This window comes from Mycobacterium sp. NGS51, from assembly GCF_059812525.1.
Window position 1 is genome coordinate 93,950 of the sequence record NZ_JCALCV010000008.1, and the last position, 22,314, is coordinate 116,263.

Here is a 22,314-nt window from a genome sequence, read left to right on the forward strand (position 1 = left end):
CGGGTCGCCGCCAGATCCCTAGCGCGCCCCGTCGATCAGGGCGGCGCGCGCCAGCGTCGCCTGCGCCATCTTGACATGGGCGGCGTCGACCAGGACCCCATTGACGCCGACCGCGCCCAGGCCCTTGTCCTCGCCGTCGCGATAGGCGGCGATGTTGCGCTCGGCGAGCTCGATCTCGGCCGGCGTCGGCGCATACACCTGGTTGGCCACCGGGACCTGGCTGGGGTGGATCGCCCACTTGCCGGTGTAGCCGAGCAGCCCGGCCCGCCGCGCGTCGCGCTCATACCCGTCGAGGTCCTGGTAGTCGGGATAGGGCGCGTCGATCGCTTCGATACCGGCGATGCGGGCAGCGACCAACACCTTGTTGCGGGCATAGTGCCAAAAATCGCCCGGGTAGTCGCCGAGCGGGACGAAATTGGTGTCCACCCTGGCTCCTTGGGACAGCGAGAAGTCGCCGACCCCGAAGATCACCGCGTCCAGCCTGGGGCTGGCCGCCGCGATCTGCTCGGCGTTGGCCAGGCCTTCGACTTCCTCGATCAGCACCTCGAGGGCGATCGGGCGCCGCAACTCCAACTTGGCTTCCAGCTGGGTCAGCAGCACGTCGACCCACCAGACGTCTCGGGCGGTGCGGGCTTTGGGGATGATGATCGTGTCGAGATGGTCGCGCGCCTGGGTGACGACCTCGATGAGGTCGTCGTGGCACCACTGGGTGTCCAGGCCATTGATGCGAATCGCTCGAACGGTGCGTCCCCAGTCCAATTCTCTCAGCGCCGCAATGGCTTTGGCGCGGGCTGTCTCTTTGTGCGCCGGCGCGACGGCGTCCTCGAGATCGAGGAACACCAGGTCGGCGCCGGAGGCGGCGGCGTGGGCGAACATGTGGTCGTTGCTGGCGGGGACGGCCAGCTCCGAGCGGCGTAACAACATCGGTGGATCTCCTTGGTCACAGCACGCCGCGGGCGTGCAGATCGTCGATTTCGGGGGTAGACAGGCCGAGCAACTCGCCGTAAACCTCGGCGTTGTGCTCACCGAGCCGGGGGCCGAGGTGCTCGACGCGGCCGGGTGCTGCGGAGAACCGCGGCACCGGTGCTTGCACGGTCATGGCGCCCAGCTGATCGTCGTCGACTTCGACGAACACTTCGCGGTGGGTCAACTGCTCATCGGCGACCAGGTCGGTGATGTCGTAAACCGGTGCGGCCGCGACGTTTTCAGCGTCCAAGATCTTCATGGCCTCGGCCAGTGTCTTGCCGGCCACCCAATCGGCCACCACCTGGTCGACCTCGCGCGCCCGCGCCAGCCGCCGCTGCGGATCGGCGAAGTCGGCGTCGTCGACCAGGTCAGCGCGCCCGATGGCCCGAAACACCCGCAGCGCCAACGCCGGTGAGCTGCCCGACATCGCCAGCCAGCGCCCGTCGGCGGTGCGGTAGGTGTTGCGCGGCGCCGAGATGTCCCAGCGGTTGCCTGCCCGGCTCGCCACCAGCCCGAGTTGGTCGTAGCCCAGCAGCGTCTGCTCCAACAGCCGCGCCAGCGGATCGATCAGGTTGACATCGATCAACTGGCCGGGTGCCCCGTGCACGTCGCGGTGATACAGCGCCATCATCACTGCGTAGGCGGCGTTCAGCGATGCCACCCCGTCGGCGAGCATGAACGGGGGCAGCGTGGGCGGTCCGTCGGCCTGGCCGGTGATGTTGGCGAATCCGCTCATCGCCTCGCCGAGGGTGCCGAAGCCCGGGCGGTCGCTTTTCGGGCCGGACAGGCCATATCCGGTGATGTGCAGCATGATGATTCGGTCGTTGACCTTGCGCAGCGCGCCGTAGTCCAGCCCCCAGTTCGCCAATGTCGAGGGCCGGGTGTTGGCGATCACGACGTCGGCCTGCCCGGCCAGACGACGCAACAGCGCTTGTCCCTCGTTGACCCGCAGGTCGCAGGTGATCGAACGTTTGTTGCGCGACACCGACTTCCACATCAGCCCGACCCCGTCGCGCTGGTGTCCCCAGCTGCGGATCGGGTCTCCGCCGCCGGGTTGTTCGACCTTGACGACCTCGGCGCCGAACTCACCGAGGTAGGTGGCCACCAGCGGCGCGGCGGCCAGCGTGGCCATGTCGAGCACCCGGATGCCGTCGAGCATCATGCGCTGCGGCAGGCCGGCCGCTGCAAACCCAGGTGGTCGCGCAGGGTCGCGCCGTGGTAGCCGGTGCGGAACAGCCCTCGCCGCTGCAACTCGGGAACCACCATCCGCACCACGTCTTCGAAGGCGCCGGGCAAATGCGTTGCGGCCAGGACGAATCCGTCGCAGGCACCGGTGTGGAACCACTCCTCCATCTGGTCGGCGACCTGCGTGCCGGTGCCGACGAAGCGGGGCCCCTGCAGCAGGGTGGCGCGGTGGCCGGCCAGGTCGCGCAACGTGACGGTGTCGCCGCCGATGTGGGCGCGCAGGTTCTGCACCAGCCCGCGGATACCGGATACCGATGTGATCAACTCGTCGGTGATCGGGTCGTCGAGGTCGTGGCGGGAGAAGTCGTAGTTCATCAGCTCGGACAGCAGGGTGAGCGACGCCATCGGGTGCACCAGGTCGTTGAGGAAGACCTGTTCGCGGTGCTTGGCGTGATCGTCGGACTCGCCGACCACCGCGTAGGCCATCGGGCACAGCTTGACCGACTCCGGGTCGCGGCCGGTGGCGGCGATCCGCTCCTTCTGGTCGGCGTAGTGGCTGCGGGCCACCTCGATTCCCGGGTCGCCGGTGAAAATCAAATCTGCCCAGCGCGAGGCGAATTCGCGGCCCCGGCCCGAGGAGCCGGCCTGGATGATCACCGGCCGTCCCTGCGGGCCGCGTGGCACGGTGAGCGGCCCGCGCACCGAGAAGTACTCGCCGACGTGACCGAGCTCGTGCACCTTGTCCGGGTCGGCATAGTGCCCGCCGGCCCGGTCGTGCAGCACCGCGTCGTCCTCCCAGGTGTCCCACAGGCCGGCCACGGCGTCGAGGAACTCGTCGGCGCGGTCGTAGCGCGCGTCGTGGCCCAGATGCGCGTCGACGCCGAAGTTCTGGGCCTCGCTGTCGTTGACCGAGGTGACCACGTTCCACGCCGCGCGACCGCCCGACAAATGATCGAGGGTGGCGAACGTGCGGGCCACGTGAAACGGCGGGTAGTAGGTGGTCGAGCAGGTCGCGCCCAACCCGATGCGTGATGTTGCCTGGGCAAGCACCCCGAGCACGATGGACAAGTCCAGCTTCACCGGCCGCGCGCCGTAGCGCACCGCGTCGGCGACCGACCCGCCATAGATTCCCGGCATCGCCAGCCGGTCGTCGAAGAACATCAGGTCGAAGCAGCCCTCTTCGAGTTGCCGGCCGATCTTGGCGTAATAGGAGGCGTCCAGGTAGCGGTGCTCGGTGGCGGGGTGGCGCCATGATCCCGCGTACACCGAGCTGTTGCCGGCCTGCATGAAGGCGACGAGCGCCATCTGTCGCGAAGTGGTCATGTTCTGATGTCTAACATCTGATATATCAGATTTCAAGTGTTAGATGTCTGGTTCGGCTACAGTCGCGCTATGACCAGCAGCGACGTCGATATCGCCGGTACCGTGCGGGAGCGCGCAGCGCGGGAGTTGCGCGACCGCATCCTCACCGGCACGCTGCCCGCCGGCACCCGGCTCGACCTCGACGCGATCACCAAGGAGTTCGCCACCAGCCGGACCCCGGTGCGCGAGGCGCTGCTGGAGTTGTCCTACGACGGGTTGGTGCGGGTAGCGCCGCGCAGCGGCGTCACCGTGATCGGCATCCGCCCCGACGACGTGCTCGACAGCTTCACCATTCTCGGCGTGTTAACCGGTCAGGCCGCGGCGTGGGCGGCGCAGCGGGTCACCCCCGAGGGCATCGAGCGGTTGCGCGAGTTGGCTACCGACGTGGAATCGCGCGCTGGGGAAGGCCGCATCGTCGACGCGAATTGGCGGTTTCATCGCGAGATCCACCGGGCCGCGCACTCGCCACGGCTGATGGCACAGATCCGCCAGGCCGTGCGAGTGGTGCCGTCGAACTTCCTGGCGGTATTTCCCGAACACGAGCATCACGCGCTGGACGACCACCAGGCCCTGGTCGCTGCTCTCGGCGACGGCGATGCCGAGCGCGCCCGCGATATCGCCGAACGCCATGTGCTGGACGCCGGCCGCTCGCTGGCCAGCTCGCTTGCGGCGGGCTAGCAGCTAGCCGCGTTTGCCGCGGATGATCGCGCGCAGCCGTTCCAGGCGGCCGGCGATTTCGCGTTCACCGCCGCGCGCGGTCGGGCGGTAATAGTCCGAACCGACTATTTCGTTCGGCGGATACTGCTGCGCGACAACGCCATCCGGATGGTCGTGGGAGTATTTGTAGCCCTGGGCATTGCCCAGCGCCGCGGCACCCGAATAGTGGCCATCACGCAGATGCGGCGGCACCAGGCCGGCCTTGCCGGCCTTGATGTCGGCCATCGCCGCGCTCAGCGCGGTGGTTACCGCGTTCGACTTGGGTGCGGTGGCCAGGTGCACGGTGGCATGCGCGAGAGTCAACTGGGCTTCGGGCATGCCGATCAGCTGGACGGTCTGGGCCGCGGCGACGGCAGTCTGCAGAGCGGTCGGGTCGGCCATCCCGATGTCTTCGCTGGCCAGGATCATCAGGCGGCGGGCGATGAACCGCGGGTCCTCGCCGGCGACCAGCATCCGCGCCAGGTAGTGCAGCGCGGCATCCACGTCGGAGCCGCGCACCGACTTGATGAACGCGCTGATGACGTCGTAGTGCTGGTCGCCGTCGCGGTCGTAGCGGACAGCGGCCTCGTCCAGGGACTGCTCGATGGTCTCGACGCTGACCTGCTCCCCCGCCTCGGCCGCCACTTCCAGCGCCGTCAGCGCGCGGCGAGCGTCGCCGGCGGCCAGTCGCACCAGTAACTCGACCGCATCAGCGGCCACCTGGACGCGACCGTTCAGGCCGCGCGGGTCCTCGATGGCGCGCTGCACCACGGTGCGGATGTCGTCGGTGGAAAGTGGCCGCAGTTGCAGGATCAATGACCGCGACAGCAGCGGCGCCACTACCGAGAACGACGGGTTTTCGGTGGTCGCCGCCACCAGCAGCACCACCCGGTTCTCCACGGCCGAGAGCAGCGCGTCCTGCTGCGTCTTGGAGAACCTGTGCACCTCGTCGATGAACAGCACGGTTTGCTGGCCTCTAAGGAGCGCCAGACGCGCCCCTTCTAGCACCGCCCGGACTTCCTTCACGCCGGCCGACAGCGCCGACAGCGCCTCGAACCGTCGGCCGGTGGCCTGCGAGATCAACGCCGCCAGCGTGGTCTTCCCACTGCCGGGCGGACCGTAGAGGATGGCCGACGCCACGCCCGAGCCCTCGACCAGCCGGCGCAGTGGCGAACCGGATTGCAACAGGTGATCCTGACCGACCACCTCCTCGAGGGTTGCCGGCCGCATGCGCACAGCCAGCGGCGCAGCCGCCGACCCGTCGTGAGCGGGTTCGGTGAGGCTCGCCGGGACGTCGAACAGACCGTCGGACACGAACTCAGGCATACCACGTCGCCGTCGACGGCGCGTTCCCGGCGATGAGCGCGAATTGTTGTTACGTTCGGCGGACGCGATATTTCAGCCCACCAGCTAGGAGCGGCAGATGAGCGGACCCCCGGAGCACCCCGGCAGCCCAACCGATCCGCCGGGCACAAACCCCGGCTACCCAGCGCCCGGGTATGGGCCGCCCCCGGGCTACGGGGCACCCCCGCCCCCGCCTCCCGGTGCTCCGCCCGGCTATGCACCCACCCCGCCCGGCTATCCGCAGACGGGCGGCTACCCGCCGCCGCGCCAGGGATTCGACGTCGGCGATGCGTTCAACTGGGCGTGGAACAAGTTCAGCCAGAACGCCGGCCCGCTGATCATCTCGACCTTGCTCTACGTTTTGCTGCTGATGGTGCTCGGCGGTGTCCTGGTGGCGCTGATCTTCGCCACCGCCGACACCGACACGGTGACCGTCAGCGGCGACGGGTACTACGACACCTCGGTCACCGGAACGCTGACTGCCACCTCGATCGTCGTCATGATCGTCGGCTACATCGTCATTTTCGCGCTGTCGATGTTCATCCAGGCCGCTTTCCTGACCGGCTGCCTCGACATCGCCGACGGCAAGCCGGTGCGCGTCGGATCGTTCTTCAAGCCGCGCAACTTCGGCGCGATGATCCTCACCGCCCTGCTGGTCGGTGTTGTGACCGCGGTCGGTTTGGCGCTGCTGGTCGTCCCGGGCATCATCATCGGATTCCTCGCCCAGTTCGCCGTCGCGTTCGTCGTCGACCGGTCCCTCTCCCCCGTCGCCGGGTTGAAGGCCAGCATCAGCACGGCCAAGAACAACGTCGGCGGGGCACTGCTGTCCTGGCTGGTGCAGTATGCGGTGCTGCTGGTCGGAACGGTGATTTGCGCCGTGGGTTTGCTGGTGGCCGGCCCGTTGGCGACGCTCATCCAGACCTACACCTACCGACGCCTCTCCGGCGGGCAGGTGGCGCCGCTCAGCTGACCTGCGGCTGGGTCACGAAGTCGATCAGCTCCTCGACCCGGCCGATCAGCGCCGCCTCCAGATCCTGCCAGTCCCGCACCTGGCTACGGATGCGCTGCCACGCCGCGGCGATGTCGGCTTGGCCGGCGTGCGGCCAGCCCAGCGCCTGGCAGATGCCGTGCTTCCAGTCCATGCCGCGCGGTACGACGGGCCACTCGGACACGCGCAGCCGGTTCGGTTTGACGGCCTGCCAGATGTCGACGAAGGGATGGCCGACCACCAGCGTGTGCGGGCCACCGGGTCCCCGGCGCACGGCTTCGGCCAACCGGGCCTCCTTGGAGCCGGGCACCAGGTGGTCGACCAGCACGCCCAGCCGCCGCGCCGGGCCGGGGCGGAACTCCCGGACGACGCCGACGAGGTCATCGACGCCGCCGAGATATTCGATCACCACGCCCTCGATCCGCAGGTCGTCACCCCAGACCTGCTCGACGAGCTCGGCGTCATGGCGGCCCTCGACGTAGATCCGGCCGGCTGACGCCACCCGGGCGCGGGCGCCGGCAACCGCCACCGAACCCGACGCCGTACGCGCGGGGGCCTTGGGCGCGTGGCCACGCGGCGCGGTCAGGATCACCGGCTTGCCGTCGATCAAGTAGCCGGGGCCCACCGGGAAGCCTTGGCGGCGACCGTTCCGGTCCTCGAGGTCCATGCGCCCGTATTCGATACGCACCACGGCGCCCACGTAGCCGGTCTGCGCGTCTTCGACGACCATGCCCAGCTCCACCGGCAGCTCGACCGAGCGGATTCGTCGTGATCTGTGCGGGTCATTGGCAAGAACGTCGGTTCCGTAGCGGTCGGTCACCCGAGCGATCCTAGGAACGCCGCAGCCGACTTGCGGTGCCGCCGCGCCGCACGGTCAGCACCAGTACGCCGGCCACCGTGATGCAGACCAGGTTGATCGCCAACTGCGCCACCGATTTTGCGACCACACCCCAATCGCCGGTGGTGGCCGCCACCACCGCGAATCCGGCGGCCGGGACCGTGGTGACCGAAATGAACACTCCGACCAGCGCCGCCGACTTCGCCGACACCAACGACAGCATGCCGGCGGCGCCGGCCAGTAGCGCGACCACAACCGACAACGGGCCCACCTGAAAGATGAAGTCGACGTGCCTGAACTCCCGCAGGTTGCCCAGGTCCACCCAACCGACCGCCTCGCCGGCCAGCGTGGCGATCGCAGTCACCACCATCGCCACCGGAAACCCGACGGCCAGCGCGGTAGACGCGCGCCGGGCCAGGTCCATCCGCCGTCGTACCAGCGCCACCGAGAGCGCCGCCAACGGACCGAACTCCGGACCGACCACCATCGCGCCGACCACTGTCACCGTCGAGTCGGTGATCACCCCGATCGCAGCGATCAGGCAGGCCAGGCACAAAAACAACAGGAACGTGAGGTTCAGCGTGGACTCCTCACGGGTCCGCCCGATGAGCTCCTCCCAGACCAGCGCGTCGGCGGGATCCCCCGGCGCTTTCTTCTCGGCCCGGTAGGCGGCCTTGGACACCACGGTGTCGATGGCCTCCATGGTGATCGCTCCACGATCGGCCAGCCCCAGTGCCTTGAGCCGCTCGACGACGTCATTGGCCACTTCCCGTGCGATGTCGGCGGTGAGCAGATCGCCGGCTGGGTCGATGCCGGCTTGCTTGTGCAGCGCGATGTGCGCGACGCCGGGTTCGCGCTCGAGCAGCTCCACCAGGTCGTCCCGCAACTCCGGCGGGGCGATCACCCGCAAGTGCAACACGATCCGCACATTAGCTTGCGGGCGCACAATTATGGGGTGGCCACCTGGGACGACGTCGCCGGTATCGTCGCCGAGCTCCCGCTCACCGAGGAGCGGTCACCCCACGATTGGCGGGTGGGCAAGAAACTGGTCGCCTGGGAGCGTCCGCTACGCGCGTCCGACCGAGAAGCATTGGCGGCATCGGGTATTGAGCCTCCTGCCGGCGACATCCTCGGTATCCGGGTAGCCGACGAGGGCGTCAAGTTCGCGCTGATCGACGACGAGCCGGACGTGTATTTCACCACTCCGCATTTCGACGGCTATCCGGCGGTGCTGGTTCGGCTGGCGGAGATCGACGAGCTCGGGCTGGCCGAACTGCTCACCGAGGCCTGGTTGACGCAGGCGCCCAAACGGCTGGTCGAGGAATTCCTCAACGAGCCGAACTAACGGTCCCGCGGGTTTGCGACGGGCCTGAAGACCCAGCTTGTGCTCGTCACTGATGTAACTCTGACAACATCTGCAACTCTAACCACTTGAGTAACATCAATCACAGGAATATAAATACGGCAACTCAAACATCAGTTATCACTAAAATAACAGAGGCAACATCTGTACCGATTTACCGTTTAAACCCCAGAACAACAAGCATCTCGCTAAGCGAATTCAGCCTCATCTGTTGACAGCTTTCACTATGGTTTGTTACATGTCGTTAATGGCGCATCACGGTGCAGCATCAATTTCGAAAACGTTGTGCAAGTCATTGATGAAAGGCGCAGTCGTCGTCATCGCCATTTCGCTGGTGATTGATCCGGCCACCGGCGTGGCTTATGCCGACGCGGTCAATTGGGACGCCGTGGCCGAATGCGAGTCGGGACGCGACTGGTCGGCTGATACCGGGAACGGCTTCTACGGGGGCCTGCAGTTCAAGCAGTCGACGTGGGACGCCAACGGCGGGGTCGGCTCGCCGGCGGACGCCTCGCGCGAGCAACAGATCGCGGTGGCCGAACGGGTGCTGAAGACCCAAGGGCCCGAGGCCTGGCCCAAATGCGGTCCCAACCAAACGCTGTTTCCGACGGAAGTGGTCAACATTTTGCGGTCGGGACATCCGGTCCGGACCACGCTGAGAAAACTGTGGTCGAAAGCGATCCCGCATTAGCGGCCGCTGGCCGCACCCGCCCGGCTATCCGGTCAGCACGGCCTGGGTCTGGGTGACCTGGGCGACCAATTTCCCGCGGTCGTCGGTGAGGTTGGTCTGCGCGACGATGGTGGTCCGCCCGACGTGCAGCGGCTCGCAAATTGCGGTGACGGTGCCCGCGCGCACGGCGCGGAATAGGTTCGTTTTCGACTCAATTGTGGCGGTGCCGGCTCCCGGCGGGAGGTTTGCCACCGCGCATAGTGCGCCGATCGTGTCAGCGAACGCCATCAGCGCTCCCCCATGCAGGATTCCGCCCGTGGTGCACCGGTCCTCGGCCCAATCCATGGTGGCTGTCACCCGCTGCGGGGTTACCTCGGCGACGTCGATGCCCAGGGTCCCGGCGAAGGGGATGAGAGCAGCCAGGTTGTTGGTGTCCATGTAGGCAGCTTGCCCGACCCGCGTTATCCGCTTCGCGGAAATCGACGTCAGCGCTCCAAATGAGCGCGGAAATCGGCGCTAGCGTCGATCTCGGTCCTCGGGGCGAGCATCGATCCCGGATTCCTTGCGCTGCTGCGCGGTGATCGGCGCCGGAGCGTCGGTCAGGGGGTCCACGCCGCCGCCGGATTTCGGGAACGCGATGACTTCCCGGATGGAATCCATGTCGGCCAGCAGCGCCGTGATGCGGTCCCAGCCGAACGCGATGCCGCCGTGCGGCGGTGCCCCGAAGGTGAAGGCGTCCAGCAGGAATCCGAATTTCTCCTGCGCCTCCGCCGCGTCGATACCCATCATCGCGAAGACCCGCTCCTGGATGTCGCGGCGATGGATACGAATCGAGCCGCCGCCGATTTCGTGGCCGTTGCACACGATGTCGTAGGCGTCGGCCAGCGCGCTGCCCGGGTCGGTGTCGAAGGTTGCCTCCGATTCCGGTTTGGGCGCGGTGAACGCGTGATGCACCGCGGTCCAGGCGCCGGCGCCGACGGCAACCTCACCGGCGGCGGCGGCCTCGTCGGCCGGCTCGAACAGCGGGAAGTCCATCACCCAGGTCAGCGCCCAGGCGGCCGGGTCGATCAGGTCCAGTCGCTTGGCGATTTCGATGCGGGCCGCGCCCAGCAGCGTGCGCGAGGACTTCGGCGGCCCGGCCGAGAAGAAGATGCAATCGCCGGGCCCGGCACCGACATGGTCGGCCAGGCCGGCGCGTTCGGTGTCGGAAAGGTTCTTGGCCACCGGCCCGGACAGCGCACCGTCCTCTCCCACCAGCACATAGGCCAGACCCTTGTGCCCGCGCTGCTTGGCCCAGTCCTGCCAGCCGTCCAGCGTGCGTCGCGGCTGCGACGCCCCGCCCGGCATCACCACCGCCCCGACATAAGGGGCCTGGAACACTCGAAATGTGGTGTCTTTGAAGAACTCTGCGCATTCGACGAGCTCCAGCCCGAATCGCAGGTCGGGTTTGTCGGAGCCGAATCGCCGCATCGCTTCGGCGTAGCTGATTCGCGGCAACGGCAACGGCAGGTCGTAGCCGATCAGCGCCCACAGCGCGCGGAGCACCTGTTCGGAGATCGCCAATACGTCGTCGGCGTCCACGAAGCTCATCTCCATGTCGAGCTGGGTGAACTCCGGCTGGCGGTCGGCGCGAAAATCCTCGTCCCGGTAGCAGCGGGCGATTTGGTAGTAGCGCTCCATGCCCGCGACCATCAGCAGCTGCTTGAACAGCTGCGGGCTTTGCGGCAGGGCGTAGAACGAGCCCGGCTGCAGCCGGGCCGGCACCAGAAAGTCGCGGGCGCCTTCCGGGGTGGAGCGGGTCATCGTCGGTGTCTCGATCTCGACGAAGTCGTGTTCGGCCAGCACCGCACGCGCGGCGGCGTTCACCTTGGAGCGCAACCGAATCGCACCGCCGGGCCCGTCGCGGCGCAGGTCGAGGTAGCGGTACTTCAGCCGGGTCTCCTCGCCGGCGGATTCGTCGAGCTGAAACGGCAGCGGCGCGCACTCGCCCAGGACGGTCAGCGCCGTCGCGTTGACTTCGATCTCGCCGGTGGTGATGTCCGGGTTGGCGTTGCCTTCCGGGCGAATCTCGACGACGCCCTCGACCGCGATGCAGAATTCGGCGCGCAGTCGGTGCGCCTGCTCCAGCACATCAGCTGCGCGGAACACCACCTGGGACACGCCGGATGCGTCGCGCAGGTCGATGAAGATCACCCCGCCGTGGTCGCGGCGGCGCGCCACCCAACCAGCCAACGTCACCTTCTGACCGGCATCGGCGGCGCGCAACGAACCGGCGACGTGACTGCGCAGCACGAACTACTCCTCTGCAAAACGGTTGGGAACGACAGCCCAGTCTAGAGGCGGTAATTTCAACGCTCGTCATGGATATTGCCCTTGTCGGTCCCGGTGCTGTCGGCACGACGGTCGCGGCGTATCTGCATGCGGCCGGTCATCGGGTGCTGCTGTGCGGGCGAACACCACGCGACCGGATCGAACTGCGGCCCGACGGCGCCGATCCGATCGTGGTGCCGGGCCCAGTGCACACCGACCCGAGCGAGATCAGCGCCCCGGTCCAGATCGTCATCCTCGCGATCAAAGCCACGCAGAACGACGCCGCAGCCGACTGGCTGGCCCGCCTGTGCGATGAGCGCACCATCGTGGCCGTGCTGCAGAACGGAGTGGAACAGGTCGAGCAGGTGCAGCCGCTTTGCCCGTCGTCAACGGTCCTGGCGGGCATCGTCTGGTACAGCGCCGAGACCGAGCCGGACGGGTGGGTGCGGCTACGCACCGAGCCGCGGCTGGTGCTGCCCACTGGTCCGGCCGCCGACCGGCTCGCCACGGTGCTGCGCGAGGCCGGCTGCGTGGTGGACGGCGAACCGGACTTCACCACCTCGGCCTGGCGCAAGTTGCTGGTGAATGCGCTGGCCGGGCTGATGGTGTTGACCGGCCGGCGGTCCGGCATGTTCGGGCGCGACGACGTTGCCGCATTGAGTCGCCGCTACCTCGCTGAATGCCTTGCCGTGGCCCGCGCCGAGGGCGCCGACCTCGGCGATGACGTGGTCGAGGAGCTGGTCGAGATATTCCGCCGCGCCCCGACCGATATGGGGACCTCGATGCTGGCCGACCGGGAGGCTCACCGGCGGCTGGAGTGGGATATCCGCAATGGGGTGATCGTCCGCAAGGCGCGCACGCATGGCCTGGCCACGCCGATCAGCGACGTCGTCGTACCGCTGCTGGCTGCCGCCAGCGACGGCCCGGGCTGAGCCACGGAGCGCTCATCCACCGGCGCGCCGAACCGTAGTGTGAAAAGCTGATCCGGCGACCCGATCTAGCGGCAAACGGAGCGTGCGATGACCTTCAACGAGGGTATGCAGATCGACACCAGCACCACGTCGTCGTCCGGCGGCGGCGGTCGGCGGATGGCGATCGGCGGCGGTCTCGGCGGGCTGGTGATCGTGGTGGTGGCCATGTTCCTCGGCGTCGATCCGGGCAATGTGCTCAGCCAGCAACCGATGAACACCAACCAGGACGTCGCGCCGGGCTTTGACTTGAGCACCTGCCGCACCGGGGCCGACGCCAACAAGTACGTCCAGTGCCGCGTGGTGGCTACCGGCAACTCGGTGGACGGCGTGTGGAAGCAGCTGATGCGCGGCTACACCCGCCCGCGCGTGCGGCTGTTCAGCGGCCAGGTCAGCACCGGCTGCGGCGCGGCCACTAGCGACGTCGGCCCGTTCTACTGTCCGCTGGACAAGACGGCGTATTTTGACACGGACTTTTTCGAAGTGCTGGTGGACCAATTCGGTTCCAGCGACGGGAAATTGGCACAGGAGTACGTGGTGGCGCATGAGTTTGGCCATCATGTGCAGAACCTGCAGGGGGTACTCGGCCGCGCCCAGCACGGTGCGCAGGGTGCCGGCGGCAACGGCGTGCGCACCGAGCTGCAGGCCGACTGCTATGCCGGGGTGTGGGCGCACTACGCGTCGATCACCAAGCAGGAAAGTACCGGTGTGCCATTTCTGGAGCCGTTGAGCGACAAGGACATTGACGACGCGCTGTCGGCAGCGGCGTCGGTGGGCGACGACCGTATTCAACGGCAGGCGACCGGACGCACCAACCCCGAGTCGTGGACCCACGGGTCATCCGAGCAGCGGCAGCATTGGTTCACCGTCGGCTACCAGACCGGTGACCCCAACCAGTGCGACACCTTCCGCGCCGCAGAACTCGGCTAGAACAGCGTGGGCTGCAAAGCCCCTGCGGGCACTGCTGCCGGCGCCGGGTCGGGGCGGCGCCGATCACCGGTCAGACCGTGTTTGGCGATCAGCGGCGTAACCCGGTCTCGTAGCTCGTCGCGGTACTGCTGCGGCAGATAGGCACTGCGCCGGTACAACTCGCGATACCCGCCGAGCAGCTCGGGGTGGGTGCGGCCCAACCACGACAAGAACCAACCGCGTGTCGATCCGCGCAGATGCAGGCCCAGCACCGTCACGCCGGTCGCACCGGCCGCGGCGATCTGGCGCAGCAGGCTGTCGAGCTGTTCGGCGGAATCGGTCAGGTGCGGCAGCACCGGCGCCACCATCACATGGCAGTCCAGGCCGGCGTCGCGGATCGCCGCGATCAGCCCCAACCGGGCGCGAGGCCCGGGAGTGCCCGGTTCCACGGCCGCATGCAACTCGGGATCGCCGACCGCCAGCGAGACGGCCACCCGGACCGAAATCTGCCCGGCGGCGTCGGCGAGCAGACGCAGATCGCGCCGCAGCAGGGTGCCCTTGGTCAGGATCGACAGCGGTGTGCCCGACTCCGCGAGCGCACCGATGATGCCGGGCATCAACGCATAGCGGCCCTCAGCGCGCTGATAGGGATCGGTGTTGGTGCCCAGGGCCACGGTCTCGCGGCACCAGGACTTACGGCGCAGCTCGCGCCGGAGCACGTCGACGATATTCGTCTTGACGACGACCTGGGTGTCGAAGTCGTTGCCGCAGTTGAATTCCAGATACTCGTGGGTCGGCCGGGCAAAACAGTAACGGCAGGCATGCGAGCAGCCGCGATAGCCGTTGACGGTGTACCGGAACGGCAAGACAGCGGCGTTGGCGATCTTGTTCAGCGCCGACTTGCACAGCACCTCGTGAAATGTGATGCCGTCGAACTGCGGGGTCCGCACACTGCGGACGAATCCGATGCGCTGCAAACCGGGCAGCGCGCCGTCATCGACGTCGATGCTCTGGGCGTCCCACCGCATACACTATTCGAACGCCAGTTCGAGTTCTTGTCAAGCGGGCAGCAATTTCTGCAACGTATCGCGGCCCGCGTCGTCCAGCGGCAGCAGCGGACGGCGCGGGTCTCCGACGCCGACACCGAGCAGCTCCAATCCGGCCTTGACGGTGGTGGCGAGCCCGCCGGCAACGATGAATTGCAACAGCGGCTTGAGGTCGTCGTAGATCTTTTGCGCCGTTTGCAGATCGCCGGCCCGCACGGCGTCGTACAAGTCGATGCATGGCTGCGGTCGCAGACACGGGGCCGCCGTGCACCATCCGGCGGCGCCGGCCCGCAGCGCGTCGAGCACCAGCGGGTTGCTGCCGTTGTAGAACGGCAGCCGGCCATCGCTGAGTTCGGCGATGCGCTGCATCCGGGACAGGTCGCCGGTGGACTCCTTGACCATCGTGAGGTTCTCGACGCTCTCGAACATGTGCACCAGCAGTTCCGGGCTCATGTCGATGCCACTGGTGGCCGGGTTGTTGTAGGCCATGATCGGAATTCCGATCGCCTCGCCGATGCTGCGGTAATGCGTGGCGATCTCGCGCTCGGTCAGCTTCCAATAGGACACCGGCAGGATCATCACCGCGTCGGCGCCGGCCTTCTCGGCCACCTGCGCACGCCGAATCGTGTTGGCAGTGGTCAGGTCTGACACACCGACGACGACGGGCACCCGGCCGTCGACAGCGGCGATGGTGGTGTCGACGACGGTGTCGAACTCGCCTTCGTCGAGATAAGCCAGCTCGCCGGTGCTACCGAGCGGGGCTATCGCGTGGACGCCGGCGCGCACCAGCCGGTCGACCAGCGCGGTCAACGCCGTGGTGTCGATCGTGCCCGAATCGGCGGCGAACGGAGTCACCGGGTAGGCGATGATGCCGTGAATTTTCGGCACTGCGGACTCCTTCGGTCAGCTGGTCAGGGCGTCGGGGTGTTGCGTGAGCGCGCGGCGCGCATAGTAGGCGAAATTCGCCCGGCTACGTTCCGGCCGCAGCGTCCAGTCGTGGGCTTCGCGGGCCAGCTTCTCCGGTAGTTCTTTGATCGTGCCGGCCGACATCGCGGCCAGCTGGAGTTTGGCCGCGCGCTCGATGAGCACCGCCAGCGAGCACGCCTCCTCGACGCTGGCACCGGCCACGATCTGGCCATGGTGAGCCAGCAGGATGGCCTTTTTGTCGCCGAGGGCAGCGCTGATGATCTCGCCCTCCTCGTTGCCGACCGGAACCCCCGGCCACTCCGCCAGAAATGCACAGTCATCGTAGAGCGGCGTGGTGTCCATCTGGGACACCACCAGCGGGACCTCCAGCATGGCCAGCGCGGCGACGTGGAAGGCGTGGGTATGGACGATGCACTGCACATCGGGCCGGGCGCGGTAGATCCAGCTGTGAAAACGGTTGGCGGGGTTGGCCATACCAGTATCGTCGGGGCCGTCGAGCACATTGAGGTCCTCGTCGACGAGCAACAGGTTGGCGTCGGTGATCTCGTCGAAGCCCAATCCCAGCCGCTGGGTGTAGTAGGTGCCGGGCTGCTCGGCGCGGGCGGTGATCTGTCCGGCCAGCCCTGAATCATGTCCTTGGTCGAACAGGGCGCGGCAGGTCAGCGCCAGCTTCTGGCGGGTCGACAACGCCGACTCACCCACATTGGCAGCCAAGCGGTCTTGTGCGCGCCGCATCAAGTCGGCTTTGGAATCGGTGAACGTGGTGGCCATCAGCGGCTCCCTGAATCGTAGGGATATGACACTAATTATTACGTTAGGACACACTGTGTCATCTTGCAACAGTTGGTGCTAGCGGAGCGTTACTGCCAACGCAGAAATCTGCTGTCGGGTGCGGTATGAAGCAGGGATGAGCGACGAGACGGGCATCAGCCGCCGCACGCTGTTGACGGCCGGGGCGGCGGCGATTGCGGGAGTGGGCATCGGCGGTGCCGGGGCAACGCTGCTGCGCTCGCCCGGACCGGCCGTGTGGACGCAGCCCGACGCCAGCGGTGCACCGCCGGTGCGGGGCCTGCATCTGCAATTCGGCCGGAATGCCGCCACCGACGTGGTGGTGTCCTGGCAGACCACCGACGCGGTAGGCAACCCCCGGGTGCTGGTGGGCATGCCGACGTCTGGCTTCGGGCGCACGGTCCAAGCCGAAACCCGCGTCTACCGGGACGCGAAGTCGCGCAGTGAAGTTCGCGTCCACCATGCGGCGCTGACCGATCTGGCTCCCGACACCGATTACGTCTACGCCGCGGTGCATGATGGCACCAGCCCAGAGCTGGGCACGGTGCGCACTGCGCCGTCGGGACGCAAATCACTGTGTTTCACCAGCTTCGGCGATCAGGCCACCCCGACGCTCGGCAGGCTGACGGGCACCACGTACACCAGCGACAACCTGGGCTCGCCGGCCGCCGCGGACACCACGACCGCGATCGAGCGCATCGGCCCGCTGTTCAACTTGGTCAACGGCGACCTCTGTTACGCCAACCTGGCCCACGACCGGATCCGCTCCTGGACCGATTGGTTCGACAACAACTCACGTTCGGCGCGCTACCGGCCCTGGATGCCGGCGGCGGGAAACCACGAAAACGAATTGGGCAACGGCGCGGTCGGATTCGAGGCCTACCAGACCTACTTTGCGCTGCCCGACTCGGGAGCCGACCCGGCGCTGCGCGGATTGTGGTATTCCTTCACCGCCGGGTCGGTGCGGGTAATCAGCCTGTCCAACGACGACGTGTGCTTTCAGGACGGCGGCAACTTCTATGTGCACGGTTATTCCGGTGGCACGCAGAAGCGTTGGCTGGAAGCTGAACTCGCCGATGCGCGGCACGACCCCGACGTGGACTGGGTGGTCGTCTGCATGCACCAGACGGCGATCTCAACCACCGACCGCACCAACGGCGCCGACCTCGGCATCCGCCAGGAATGGCTACCGTTGTTCGACCGCTACCAGGTCGATTTAGTGGTGTGCGGTCACGAACACCACTACGAACGCTCACATCCGGTGCGCGGAGCGTTGGACGGCGAAACCAGAACCCCCCGACCGGCCGACACCCGCGCCGACCTCATCGACGCCACCAAGGGCACCGTGCACGTAGTAATCGGCGGAGGTGGCACATCGGCGCCGTCGAACACGATGTTCTTCGACCGGCCCAAATGTCGGGTCGTGACCGGCGTCGGCCGACTCAACCCGGCGACCGGACGCAAAGCACCGATCTATGTCGTGGAGGACGCGCCATGGTCGGCGTTTCGCGACCGCACGCATCCCTACGGCTTCGCGGCATTCGATGTCGACCCGGGCCCTCCCGGGGGCAACACATCGATCACCGCGACGCACTACGCGATCACCGGATCACTCGGCGCGCTCACCGCCGTCGACCAATTCACCTTGACCAAGCCGCGGGGCGGCCCATGACCTCTGGTAACGTCATTTCCGTTTTCGACGAATGAGACTCTCGGGAGGCGCCGCATGCCGTCACGTGAGCTGCCGTCATGACCGCACCTCCCCGCACCAGCGAGTCGGTGGCCGCGTTCGCCGAGCGGGCCCGCGGATGGCTGGCCGAGGCGATGCCGCGCATCGATCCAGGCAATCCGCCGTTTGCCGATCGCGGCGTGCAGGAGTCATGGCAGCGGGCCCGCGAACTGCAGCGGCGACTCTACGACGGCGGGTTCGCCGGGATCTGTTTCCCGGTCGAGTACGGCGGGCTCGGGCTGAGCATCGAATATCAGAAGGCCTTCGACGCCGCGAGCGCCGGCTACGAGATGCCGCTGATACTCAACACACCGACCTTCACGATCTGCTGCGCGACAATTCTGGACACCGGCAGCGAAGAGCAGAAGCGTCAACACATTTCAGCGGCCCTGCGCGGTGATGAGGTACTGGTTCAGCTGCTCTCCGAGCCCAGCGGCGGGTCGGATCTGGCCGGCGTGATCACCCGCGCCGAGCGGCGCGATGGCAGCTGGGTGGTCAACGGCGCGAAGACCTGGAGCACCGGAGCGTTCGCCGCCGACTACGGGCTGCTGCTGGCCAGGACGAACTGGGAGGTCCCCAAGCACGACGGGCTGACCATGTTCTTGGTGCGCATCGACAGCCCCGGAATTACGTTGCGGCGCATCAAACAAGTCAACGGTTCCACCGAATTCTGCGAGGAGTTCTTCGACAACCTGGAACTCAGCGACGACGATGTGCTCGGCGAAGTCGACAAGGGCTGGGACGTCGCATCGCGCCAGCTCTATCACGAGCGGCGCGCCGTGGGCGGCGGCTCGGAGTTCGCCAGCGGCAGCGGCAGCGAGAACGCCCAGGAGAAGACACCCGACTACGGCGTGCTGCTGCAGGCGATCGGACAGACCGGCAACGACCGGGTCCGTGAGAAGGCCGGCCGGGCACTGGTGCATCGTGCGGTGCGTGATCAGCTGATCGACCACGTCTACCGCGGCGTGCTCGACGGCTCGCTACCGCCGGCCGCGGGCACGCTGATTCGGCTTTTCCATGCCGAGGCCATCGAACTCGAGGTCGACACCGCATTGGCGATCGCGGGCAGCTTCGGGGTGGTCGACGAACTGCTCGCCATCGGCGAACGTTATCTGTCCCGGCAGACCGCGGCGCTCGGGGGCGGCAGTACCGAGATGGCGCGCAATGTGATTGGCGAACGGGTCCTGGGCTTTCCGCGTGAATACGCCGCCGATCGTGGTGTGCCGTTCAACCAGGTCAAGCACTGACGCCATTGTGCGCGAGCGTGCGCGTCCCCGGTCGACACGCCGGGCTGATAGCCGGGAACACGCACGCTCGCGGTCAAGGGGTGAGCCGCGAAAGCACCTCGGCGACAACCGCGTCCGTCGCAACGTCCACCTGCTCGCCCGAGGCAAGATCTTTGACGCCGACGATGCCTTCCTCGATCTCGCGGTCACCGGCCACCAGCGCGAACCGCGCGCCGGACCGGTCGGCGGCCCGCATCGCACCCTTGAGTCCGCGGTCGCCGTAGGCCACATCCACCCGCATGCCCGCGGCACGCAGTTGACCGCCCAACGTCGCCAGCCGCAGCTTGGCCTGCTCACTCAGCGGTACTCCGAACACGTCGCACCGTGTCGTCGCGCCAACGGTTTTGCCTTCGGCCTGCAATGCCAGCATGGTGCGGTCCACGCCGAGACCGAACCCGATGCCGGAGAGGTCCTGGCCACCCAGCACGCGCATCAGCCCGTCGTAGCGGCCGCCGCCGCCGATGCCCGACTGCGCGCCCAGCCCGTCGTGCACGAATTCGAAGGTGGTCTTGGTGTAGTAGTCCAGACCGCGCACCATCCGCGGGTTGATCACATACGGCACGCCGAGCGCGTCGAGATGCGCCTGCACCGTCTCGAAGTGCTGCTTGGCGACATCGGAGAGGTGGTCGATCATCACCGGCGCATCGGCGGTCATCGTTTTGATCTCCGGGCGCTTGTCGTCGAGCACCCGCAGCGGGTTGAGCTCGGCGCGTCTGCGGGTCTCCGGATCCAAGTCGAGTTGAAACAAGAAGTCCTGCAATAGCTCTCGGTATTGCGGACGGCAGGTGTCATCACCCAGTGAGGTGATTTCCAGGCGAAACCCCTCCAAACCCAGAGAGCGGAAGCCGGCGTCGGCGACGGCGATCACCTCGGCGTCCAGCGCGGGGTCGTCGACGCCGATGGCCTCCACCCCGACCTGCTGCAGCTGGCGGTAGCGGCCGGCCTGCGGGCGCTCGTAGCGAAAGAACGGGCCCGCGTAGCACAGCTTGACCGGCAGCGCCCCGCGGTCCAGCCCGTGCTCGATCACCGCGCGCACCACCCCGGCGGTGCCTTCCGGGCGCAGCGTCACCGACCGGTCGCCGCGGTCGGCGAAGGTGTACATCTCCTTGGACACCACATCGGTGGACTCCCCCACCCCCCGCGCGAATAACGCGGTGTCCTCGAAGATCGGCAACTCGATGTCGCTGTAGCCGGCCCGCCGCGCGGCGTCGAGCAACCCGTCGCGCACCGCGACGAACCGCGCCGAATCCGGCGGGACGTAATCCGGCACACCCTTGGGAGCCTGGAACTGAGTCACCCGCTCACAGCCCTTCGAGGAACGGGTTGTGCCGGCGTTCAGCGCCGATCGTGGTCTTGGGGCCGTGTCCGGGCAGGACCACGGTCTTGTCGTCGAGGACCAGCAGTTTGTCGGCGATCGAGCACAGCAGGTCGCGGCCGCTGCCGCCGAACAGGTCGGTGCGCCCAACCGAGCGCTCGAACAGCGTGTCACCGGTGAGCACGATGTCGGACCCGTCGACGGTTACCCGGAACACCACCGACCCCCGAGTGTGGCCAGGGGTGTGGTCGACGGTGACGGCGATGTCGGCCAGGTCGATCTTGTCGCCGTCGCGGTCGAGTTCGACGACCTGCTTGGGCTCGCGGAACATCGCCGCCAACAGGGCCTGGCCCAGCCGCGGGCCGAATCCCTTGATCGGATCGGTCAGCATGCACCGGTCCTCGGGGTGGATGTAGGCCGGGCAGCCGAAGGTGTCGGACACCTTTTGAGCTGACCAGATGTGGTCGATGTGGCCGTGGGTGAGCAGCACGGCCGCCGGGGTCAGCCGGTTCTCGTCGAGGATGCGCCGCAGCGGGCCCATGGCCCGCTGACCGGGATCGACGATGATGGCGTCGGCCCCGGGATGCGGCGCCAGCACGTAGCAGTTGCACTGCAGCAACCCGGCGGGAAACGCGGAAATCAACACAATCCCCAGTTTCCCACGTTGCGCCTGACTGCTGGCACTCTGGCACACTCTGTGCTGACCCACGCGAACGATCGAGGAGGGACTTCGGCGGTGCCGACCAACGAACAGCGACGGGCGACAGCCAAGCGCAAACTCGAACGCCAGCTGGAACGCCGCGCCAAGCAGGCCCGCCGGCGCAGGATTATGGCGATCGCCGGCGGATCGGTCGCCGCGGTGGTGGTCATCGCCGCAGTGGTCATCACTGTGCTGGTCACCAACAAGGACAAAAACGAGAAAGCGTCGGGAACCGAGGGCGGTGCGACGACCACGCAGAGCGCACCTCCGGCCGCGCCGCCGTTGCCGTCATTCAAGCCGTCGGCTGATCTGGGCGCCAACTGCCAGTACCCGCCGTCACCGGAGCTGGCCAGCAAGCCGGTGAAGCCGCCGCGGACCGGCAAAGTGCCGACCGAGCCGGCCCAGATCAGCGTCAGCATGGTCACCGACCAGGGCAAGGTCGGTCTGCAACTGGCCAACGCGAAATCCCCCTGCACAGTCAACAGTTTCGCCAGCCTGGCCCAGCAGGGCTTCTTCAACGACACTCAGTGCCACCGGCTGACCACCTCGCCGACGCTGGGCGTGCTGCAGTGCGGCGACCCCAAGGGCGACGGCACCGGCGGTCCGGGTTACCAGTTCGGCAACGAATACCCCACCGATCAATATCCGCCGAACGATCCCAAAGCCAAGGAGCCGGTTGTGTACCCGCGCGGGACGCTGGCGATGGCCAATTCCGGCCCGGACACCAACGGCAGCCAGTTCTTCATGGTGTACCACGATTCGCAGCTGCCGCCGGAATACACCGTGTTCGGCACGATCCAGGACGACGGGCTGGCGACGCTGGACAAGATCGCCAAGGCCGGCGTCGCCGGCGGCGGCGAAGACGGCCCACCCGCTACCCCGGTCACCATCAAGTCGGTACTGCTGGACTGACCGAAGGAGCT

At 67.3% G+C, this 22,314-nt stretch carries 22 protein-coding genes; 9 read left to right on the forward strand and 13 right to left on the reverse strand.

Features of this window, described 5'->3' with window-relative positions:
• Nucleotides 1–18 precede the first annotated feature (18 nt).
• Genes AC5Y5W_RS12160 through AC5Y5W_RS12170 form a run of 3 tightly spaced genes read right to left on the reverse strand, consistent with a single transcriptional unit; the run spans nucleotide 19 to nucleotide 3,474 of the window.
• On the reverse strand, nucleotides 19–924 hold the full coding sequence (locus AC5Y5W_RS12160; protein WP_500009682.1) for an HpcH/HpaI aldolase/citrate lyase family protein: 906 nt from the start codon (nucleotides 922–924) through the stop codon (nucleotides 19–21).
• Nucleotides 925–940: 16 nt separating this feature from the next.
• Entirely contained in the window at nucleotides 941–2,125 is a 1,185-nt protein-coding gene (locus AC5Y5W_RS12165) for a CaiB/BaiF CoA transferase family protein (protein WP_500009771.1), read from the reverse strand.
• A complete protein-coding gene (locus AC5Y5W_RS12170) occupies nucleotides 2,125–3,474 on the reverse strand; it encodes an LLM class flavin-dependent oxidoreductase (RefSeq protein ID WP_500009681.1) in 1,350 nt (449 codons plus the stop codon). The genes AC5Y5W_RS12165 and AC5Y5W_RS12170 overlap by 1 nt, the downstream gene beginning before the upstream one ends.
• Nucleotides 3,475–3,543: 69 nt before the next feature.
• Here AC5Y5W_RS12170 and AC5Y5W_RS12175 point away from each other — a divergent pair, with 69 nt between their 5' ends.
• Nucleotides 3,544–4,191, forward strand: coding sequence for a GntR family transcriptional regulator (locus AC5Y5W_RS12175; RefSeq protein ID WP_500009680.1), 648 nt, complete (start codon nucleotides 3,544–3,546; stop codon nucleotides 4,189–4,191).
• 3 nt (nucleotides 4,192–4,194) lie between these two features.
• Here AC5Y5W_RS12175 and AC5Y5W_RS12180 read toward each other — a convergent pair whose 3' ends face one another.
• Complete coding sequence (locus AC5Y5W_RS12180; protein ID WP_500009679.1) at nucleotides 4,195–5,535, reverse strand: replication-associated recombination protein A; 1,341 nt, start codon at nucleotides 5,533–5,535, stop codon at nucleotides 4,195–4,197.
• A 97-nt stretch (nucleotides 5,536–5,632) separates the two neighbouring features.
• On the opposite strand from AC5Y5W_RS12180, the gene AC5Y5W_RS12185 reads away from it, so the two are divergent.
• Entirely contained in the window at nucleotides 5,633–6,523 is an 891-nt protein-coding gene (locus AC5Y5W_RS12185) for a hypothetical protein (RefSeq protein WP_500009678.1), read from the forward strand.
• Here AC5Y5W_RS12185 and AC5Y5W_RS12190 read toward each other — a convergent pair.
• Together AC5Y5W_RS12190 and AC5Y5W_RS12195 are read right to left on the reverse strand one after the other, a co-directional pair.
• Entirely contained in the window at nucleotides 6,516–7,361 is an 846-nt protein-coding gene (locus AC5Y5W_RS12190; protein ID WP_500009677.1) for a DUF3097 domain-containing protein, read from the reverse strand. The genes AC5Y5W_RS12185 and AC5Y5W_RS12190 overlap by 8 nt on opposite strands.
• Before the next feature lie 10 nt (nucleotides 7,362–7,371).
• Nucleotides 7,372–8,298 (reverse strand): DUF389 domain-containing protein, encoded by a 927-nt coding sequence (locus AC5Y5W_RS12195; RefSeq protein WP_500009770.1) that lies wholly within the window; start codon nucleotides 8,296–8,298, stop codon nucleotides 7,372–7,374.
• Nucleotides 8,299–8,334: 36 nt separating this feature from the next.
• Between AC5Y5W_RS12195 and AC5Y5W_RS12200 the strand changes: the two genes are divergently transcribed.
• Nucleotides 8,335–8,724: an MmcQ/YjbR family DNA-binding protein gene (locus tag AC5Y5W_RS12200; RefSeq protein ID WP_500009676.1), complete on the forward strand. Its 390-nt coding sequence runs from the start codon at nucleotides 8,335–8,337 to the stop codon at nucleotides 8,722–8,724.
• Between the two features lie 316 nt (nucleotides 8,725–9,040).
• Complete coding sequence (locus AC5Y5W_RS12205) at nucleotides 9,041–9,433, forward strand: transglycosylase family protein (protein WP_499886161.1); 393 nt, start codon at nucleotides 9,041–9,043, stop codon at nucleotides 9,431–9,433.
• Nucleotides 9,434–9,457: 24 nt separating this feature from the next.
• On the opposite strand, the gene AC5Y5W_RS12210 is transcribed toward AC5Y5W_RS12205, so the two are convergent.
• On the reverse strand, nucleotides 9,458–9,850 hold the full coding sequence (locus tag AC5Y5W_RS12210; protein WP_499886159.1) for a PaaI family thioesterase: 393 nt from the start codon (nucleotides 9,848–9,850) through the stop codon (nucleotides 9,458–9,460).
• A gap of 78 nt (nucleotides 9,851–9,928) precedes the next feature.
• Nucleotides 9,929–11,704, reverse strand: coding sequence for an aspartate--tRNA ligase (gene aspS / locus AC5Y5W_RS12215; RefSeq protein WP_500009675.1), 1,776 nt, complete (start codon nucleotides 11,702–11,704; stop codon nucleotides 9,929–9,931).
• Between the two features lie 68 nt (nucleotides 11,705–11,772).
• Between aspS and AC5Y5W_RS12220 the strand changes: the two genes are divergently transcribed.
• Entirely contained in the window at nucleotides 11,773–12,654 is an 882-nt protein-coding gene (locus tag AC5Y5W_RS12220) for an oxidoreductase (RefSeq protein WP_500009674.1), read from the forward strand.
• 87 nt (nucleotides 12,655–12,741) lie between these two features.
• The gene (gene ypfJ, locus AC5Y5W_RS12225) at nucleotides 12,742–13,620 is read left to right on the forward strand and encodes a KPN_02809 family neutral zinc metallopeptidase (protein ID WP_500009673.1); all 879 of its coding nucleotides are present in this window, start codon (nucleotides 12,742–12,744) and stop codon (nucleotides 13,618–13,620) included.
• Here ypfJ and AC5Y5W_RS12230 read toward each other — a convergent pair.
• The 3 genes from AC5Y5W_RS12230 to AC5Y5W_RS12240 are packed head-to-tail and all read right to left on the reverse strand — an operon-like array spanning nucleotide 13,617 to nucleotide 16,343.
• Nucleotides 13,617–14,627, reverse strand: a complete 1,011-nt coding sequence (locus tag AC5Y5W_RS12230) for an Rv2578c family radical SAM protein (RefSeq protein ID WP_500009672.1) — start codon at nucleotides 14,625–14,627, stop codon at nucleotides 13,617–13,619. The two genes, ypfJ and AC5Y5W_RS12230, sit on opposite strands and share 4 nt — an antisense overlap.
• A gap of 30 nt (nucleotides 14,628–14,657) precedes the next feature.
• Nucleotides 14,658–15,533 (reverse strand): dihydrodipicolinate synthase family protein, encoded by an 876-nt coding sequence (locus AC5Y5W_RS12235; RefSeq protein ID WP_500009671.1) that lies wholly within the window; start codon nucleotides 15,531–15,533, stop codon nucleotides 14,658–14,660.
• A gap of 15 nt (nucleotides 15,534–15,548) precedes the next feature.
• Complete coding sequence (locus AC5Y5W_RS12240) at nucleotides 15,549–16,343, reverse strand: aldolase (RefSeq protein WP_500009669.1); 795 nt, start codon at nucleotides 16,341–16,343, stop codon at nucleotides 15,549–15,551.
• A 136-nt stretch (nucleotides 16,344–16,479) separates the two neighbouring features.
• On the opposite strand from AC5Y5W_RS12240, the gene AC5Y5W_RS12245 reads away from it, so the two are divergent.
• Nucleotides 16,480–18,033 carry a purple acid phosphatase family protein gene (locus AC5Y5W_RS12245; RefSeq protein ID WP_500009667.1) on the forward strand — a complete coding sequence of 518 codons (1,554 nt, stop codon included), beginning with the start codon at nucleotides 16,480–16,482 and terminating at the stop codon, nucleotides 18,031–18,033.
• Between the two features lie 77 nt (nucleotides 18,034–18,110).
• Entirely contained in the window at nucleotides 18,111–19,337 is a 1,227-nt protein-coding gene (locus AC5Y5W_RS12250; protein ID WP_500009666.1) for an acyl-CoA dehydrogenase family protein, read from the forward strand.
• A gap of 73 nt (nucleotides 19,338–19,410) precedes the next feature.
• Here AC5Y5W_RS12250 and hisS read toward each other — a convergent pair whose 3' ends face one another.
• Both hisS and AC5Y5W_RS12260 read right to left on the reverse strand, forming a co-directional pair.
• The gene (hisS, locus tag AC5Y5W_RS12255) at nucleotides 19,411–20,673 is read right to left on the reverse strand and encodes a histidine--tRNA ligase (RefSeq protein WP_500009665.1); all 1,263 of its coding nucleotides are present in this window, start codon (nucleotides 20,671–20,673) and stop codon (nucleotides 19,411–19,413) included.
• A gap of 4 nt (nucleotides 20,674–20,677) precedes the next feature.
• Nucleotides 20,678–21,337, reverse strand: coding sequence for an MBL fold metallo-hydrolase (locus tag AC5Y5W_RS12260; protein WP_500009664.1), 660 nt, complete (start codon nucleotides 21,335–21,337; stop codon nucleotides 20,678–20,680).
• A 90-nt stretch (nucleotides 21,338–21,427) separates the two neighbouring features.
• Here AC5Y5W_RS12260 and AC5Y5W_RS12265 point away from each other — a divergent pair, with 90 nt between their 5' ends.
• Nucleotides 21,428–22,303: a peptidylprolyl isomerase gene (locus AC5Y5W_RS12265; RefSeq protein ID WP_500009663.1), complete on the forward strand. Its 876-nt coding sequence runs from the start codon at nucleotides 21,428–21,430 to the stop codon at nucleotides 22,301–22,303.
• Nucleotides 22,304–22,314: the final 11 nt, after the last annotated feature.

What these genes read in the sequence shown, in the direction of transcription:
- AC5Y5W_RS12160 (WP_500009682.1), bottom strand. Translation starts at nt 924, where the DNA reads ATGTTGTTACGCCGCTCGGAGCTGGCCGTCCCCGCCAGCAACGACCAC.
- AC5Y5W_RS12165 (WP_500009771.1), bottom strand. Translation starts at nt 2,125, where the DNA reads ATGCTCGACGGCATCCGGGTGCTCGACATGGCCACGCTGGCCGCCGCG.
- AC5Y5W_RS12170 (WP_500009681.1), bottom strand. Translation starts at nt 3,474, where the DNA reads ATGACCACTTCGCGACAGATGGCGCTCGTCGCCTTCATGCAGGCCGGC.
- AC5Y5W_RS12175 (WP_500009680.1), top strand. Translation starts at nt 3,544, where the DNA reads ATGACCAGCAGCGACGTCGATATCGCCGGTACCGTGCGGGAGCGCGCA.
- AC5Y5W_RS12180 (WP_500009679.1), bottom strand. Translation starts at nt 5,535, where the DNA reads ATGCCTGAGTTCGTGTCCGACGGTCTGTTCGACGTCCCGGCGAGCCTC.
- AC5Y5W_RS12185 (WP_500009678.1), top strand. Translation starts at nt 5,633, where the DNA reads ATGAGCGGACCCCCGGAGCACCCCGGCAGCCCAACCGATCCGCCGGGC.
- AC5Y5W_RS12205 (WP_499886161.1), top strand. Translation starts at nt 9,041, where the DNA reads ATGAAAGGCGCAGTCGTCGTCATCGCCATTTCGCTGGTGATTGATCCG.
- AC5Y5W_RS12210 (WP_499886159.1), bottom strand. Translation starts at nt 9,850, where the DNA reads ATGGACACCAACAACCTGGCTGCTCTCATCCCCTTCGCCGGGACCCTG.
- AC5Y5W_RS12220 (WP_500009674.1), top strand. Translation starts at nt 11,773, where the DNA reads ATGGATATTGCCCTTGTCGGTCCCGGTGCTGTCGGCACGACGGTCGCG.
- ypfJ (WP_500009673.1), top strand. Translation starts at nt 12,742, where the DNA reads ATGACCTTCAACGAGGGTATGCAGATCGACACCAGCACCACGTCGTCG.
- AC5Y5W_RS12230 (WP_500009672.1), bottom strand. Translation starts at nt 14,627, where the DNA reads ATGCGGTGGGACGCCCAGAGCATCGACGTCGATGACGGCGCGCTGCCC.
- AC5Y5W_RS12240 (WP_500009669.1), bottom strand. Translation starts at nt 16,343, where the DNA reads ATGGCCACCACGTTCACCGATTCCAAAGCCGACTTGATGCGGCGCGCA.
- AC5Y5W_RS12245 (WP_500009667.1), top strand. Translation starts at nt 16,480, where the DNA reads ATGAGCGACGAGACGGGCATCAGCCGCCGCACGCTGTTGACGGCCGGG.
- AC5Y5W_RS12250 (WP_500009666.1), top strand. Translation starts at nt 18,111, where the DNA reads ATGACCGCACCTCCCCGCACCAGCGAGTCGGTGGCCGCGTTCGCCGAG.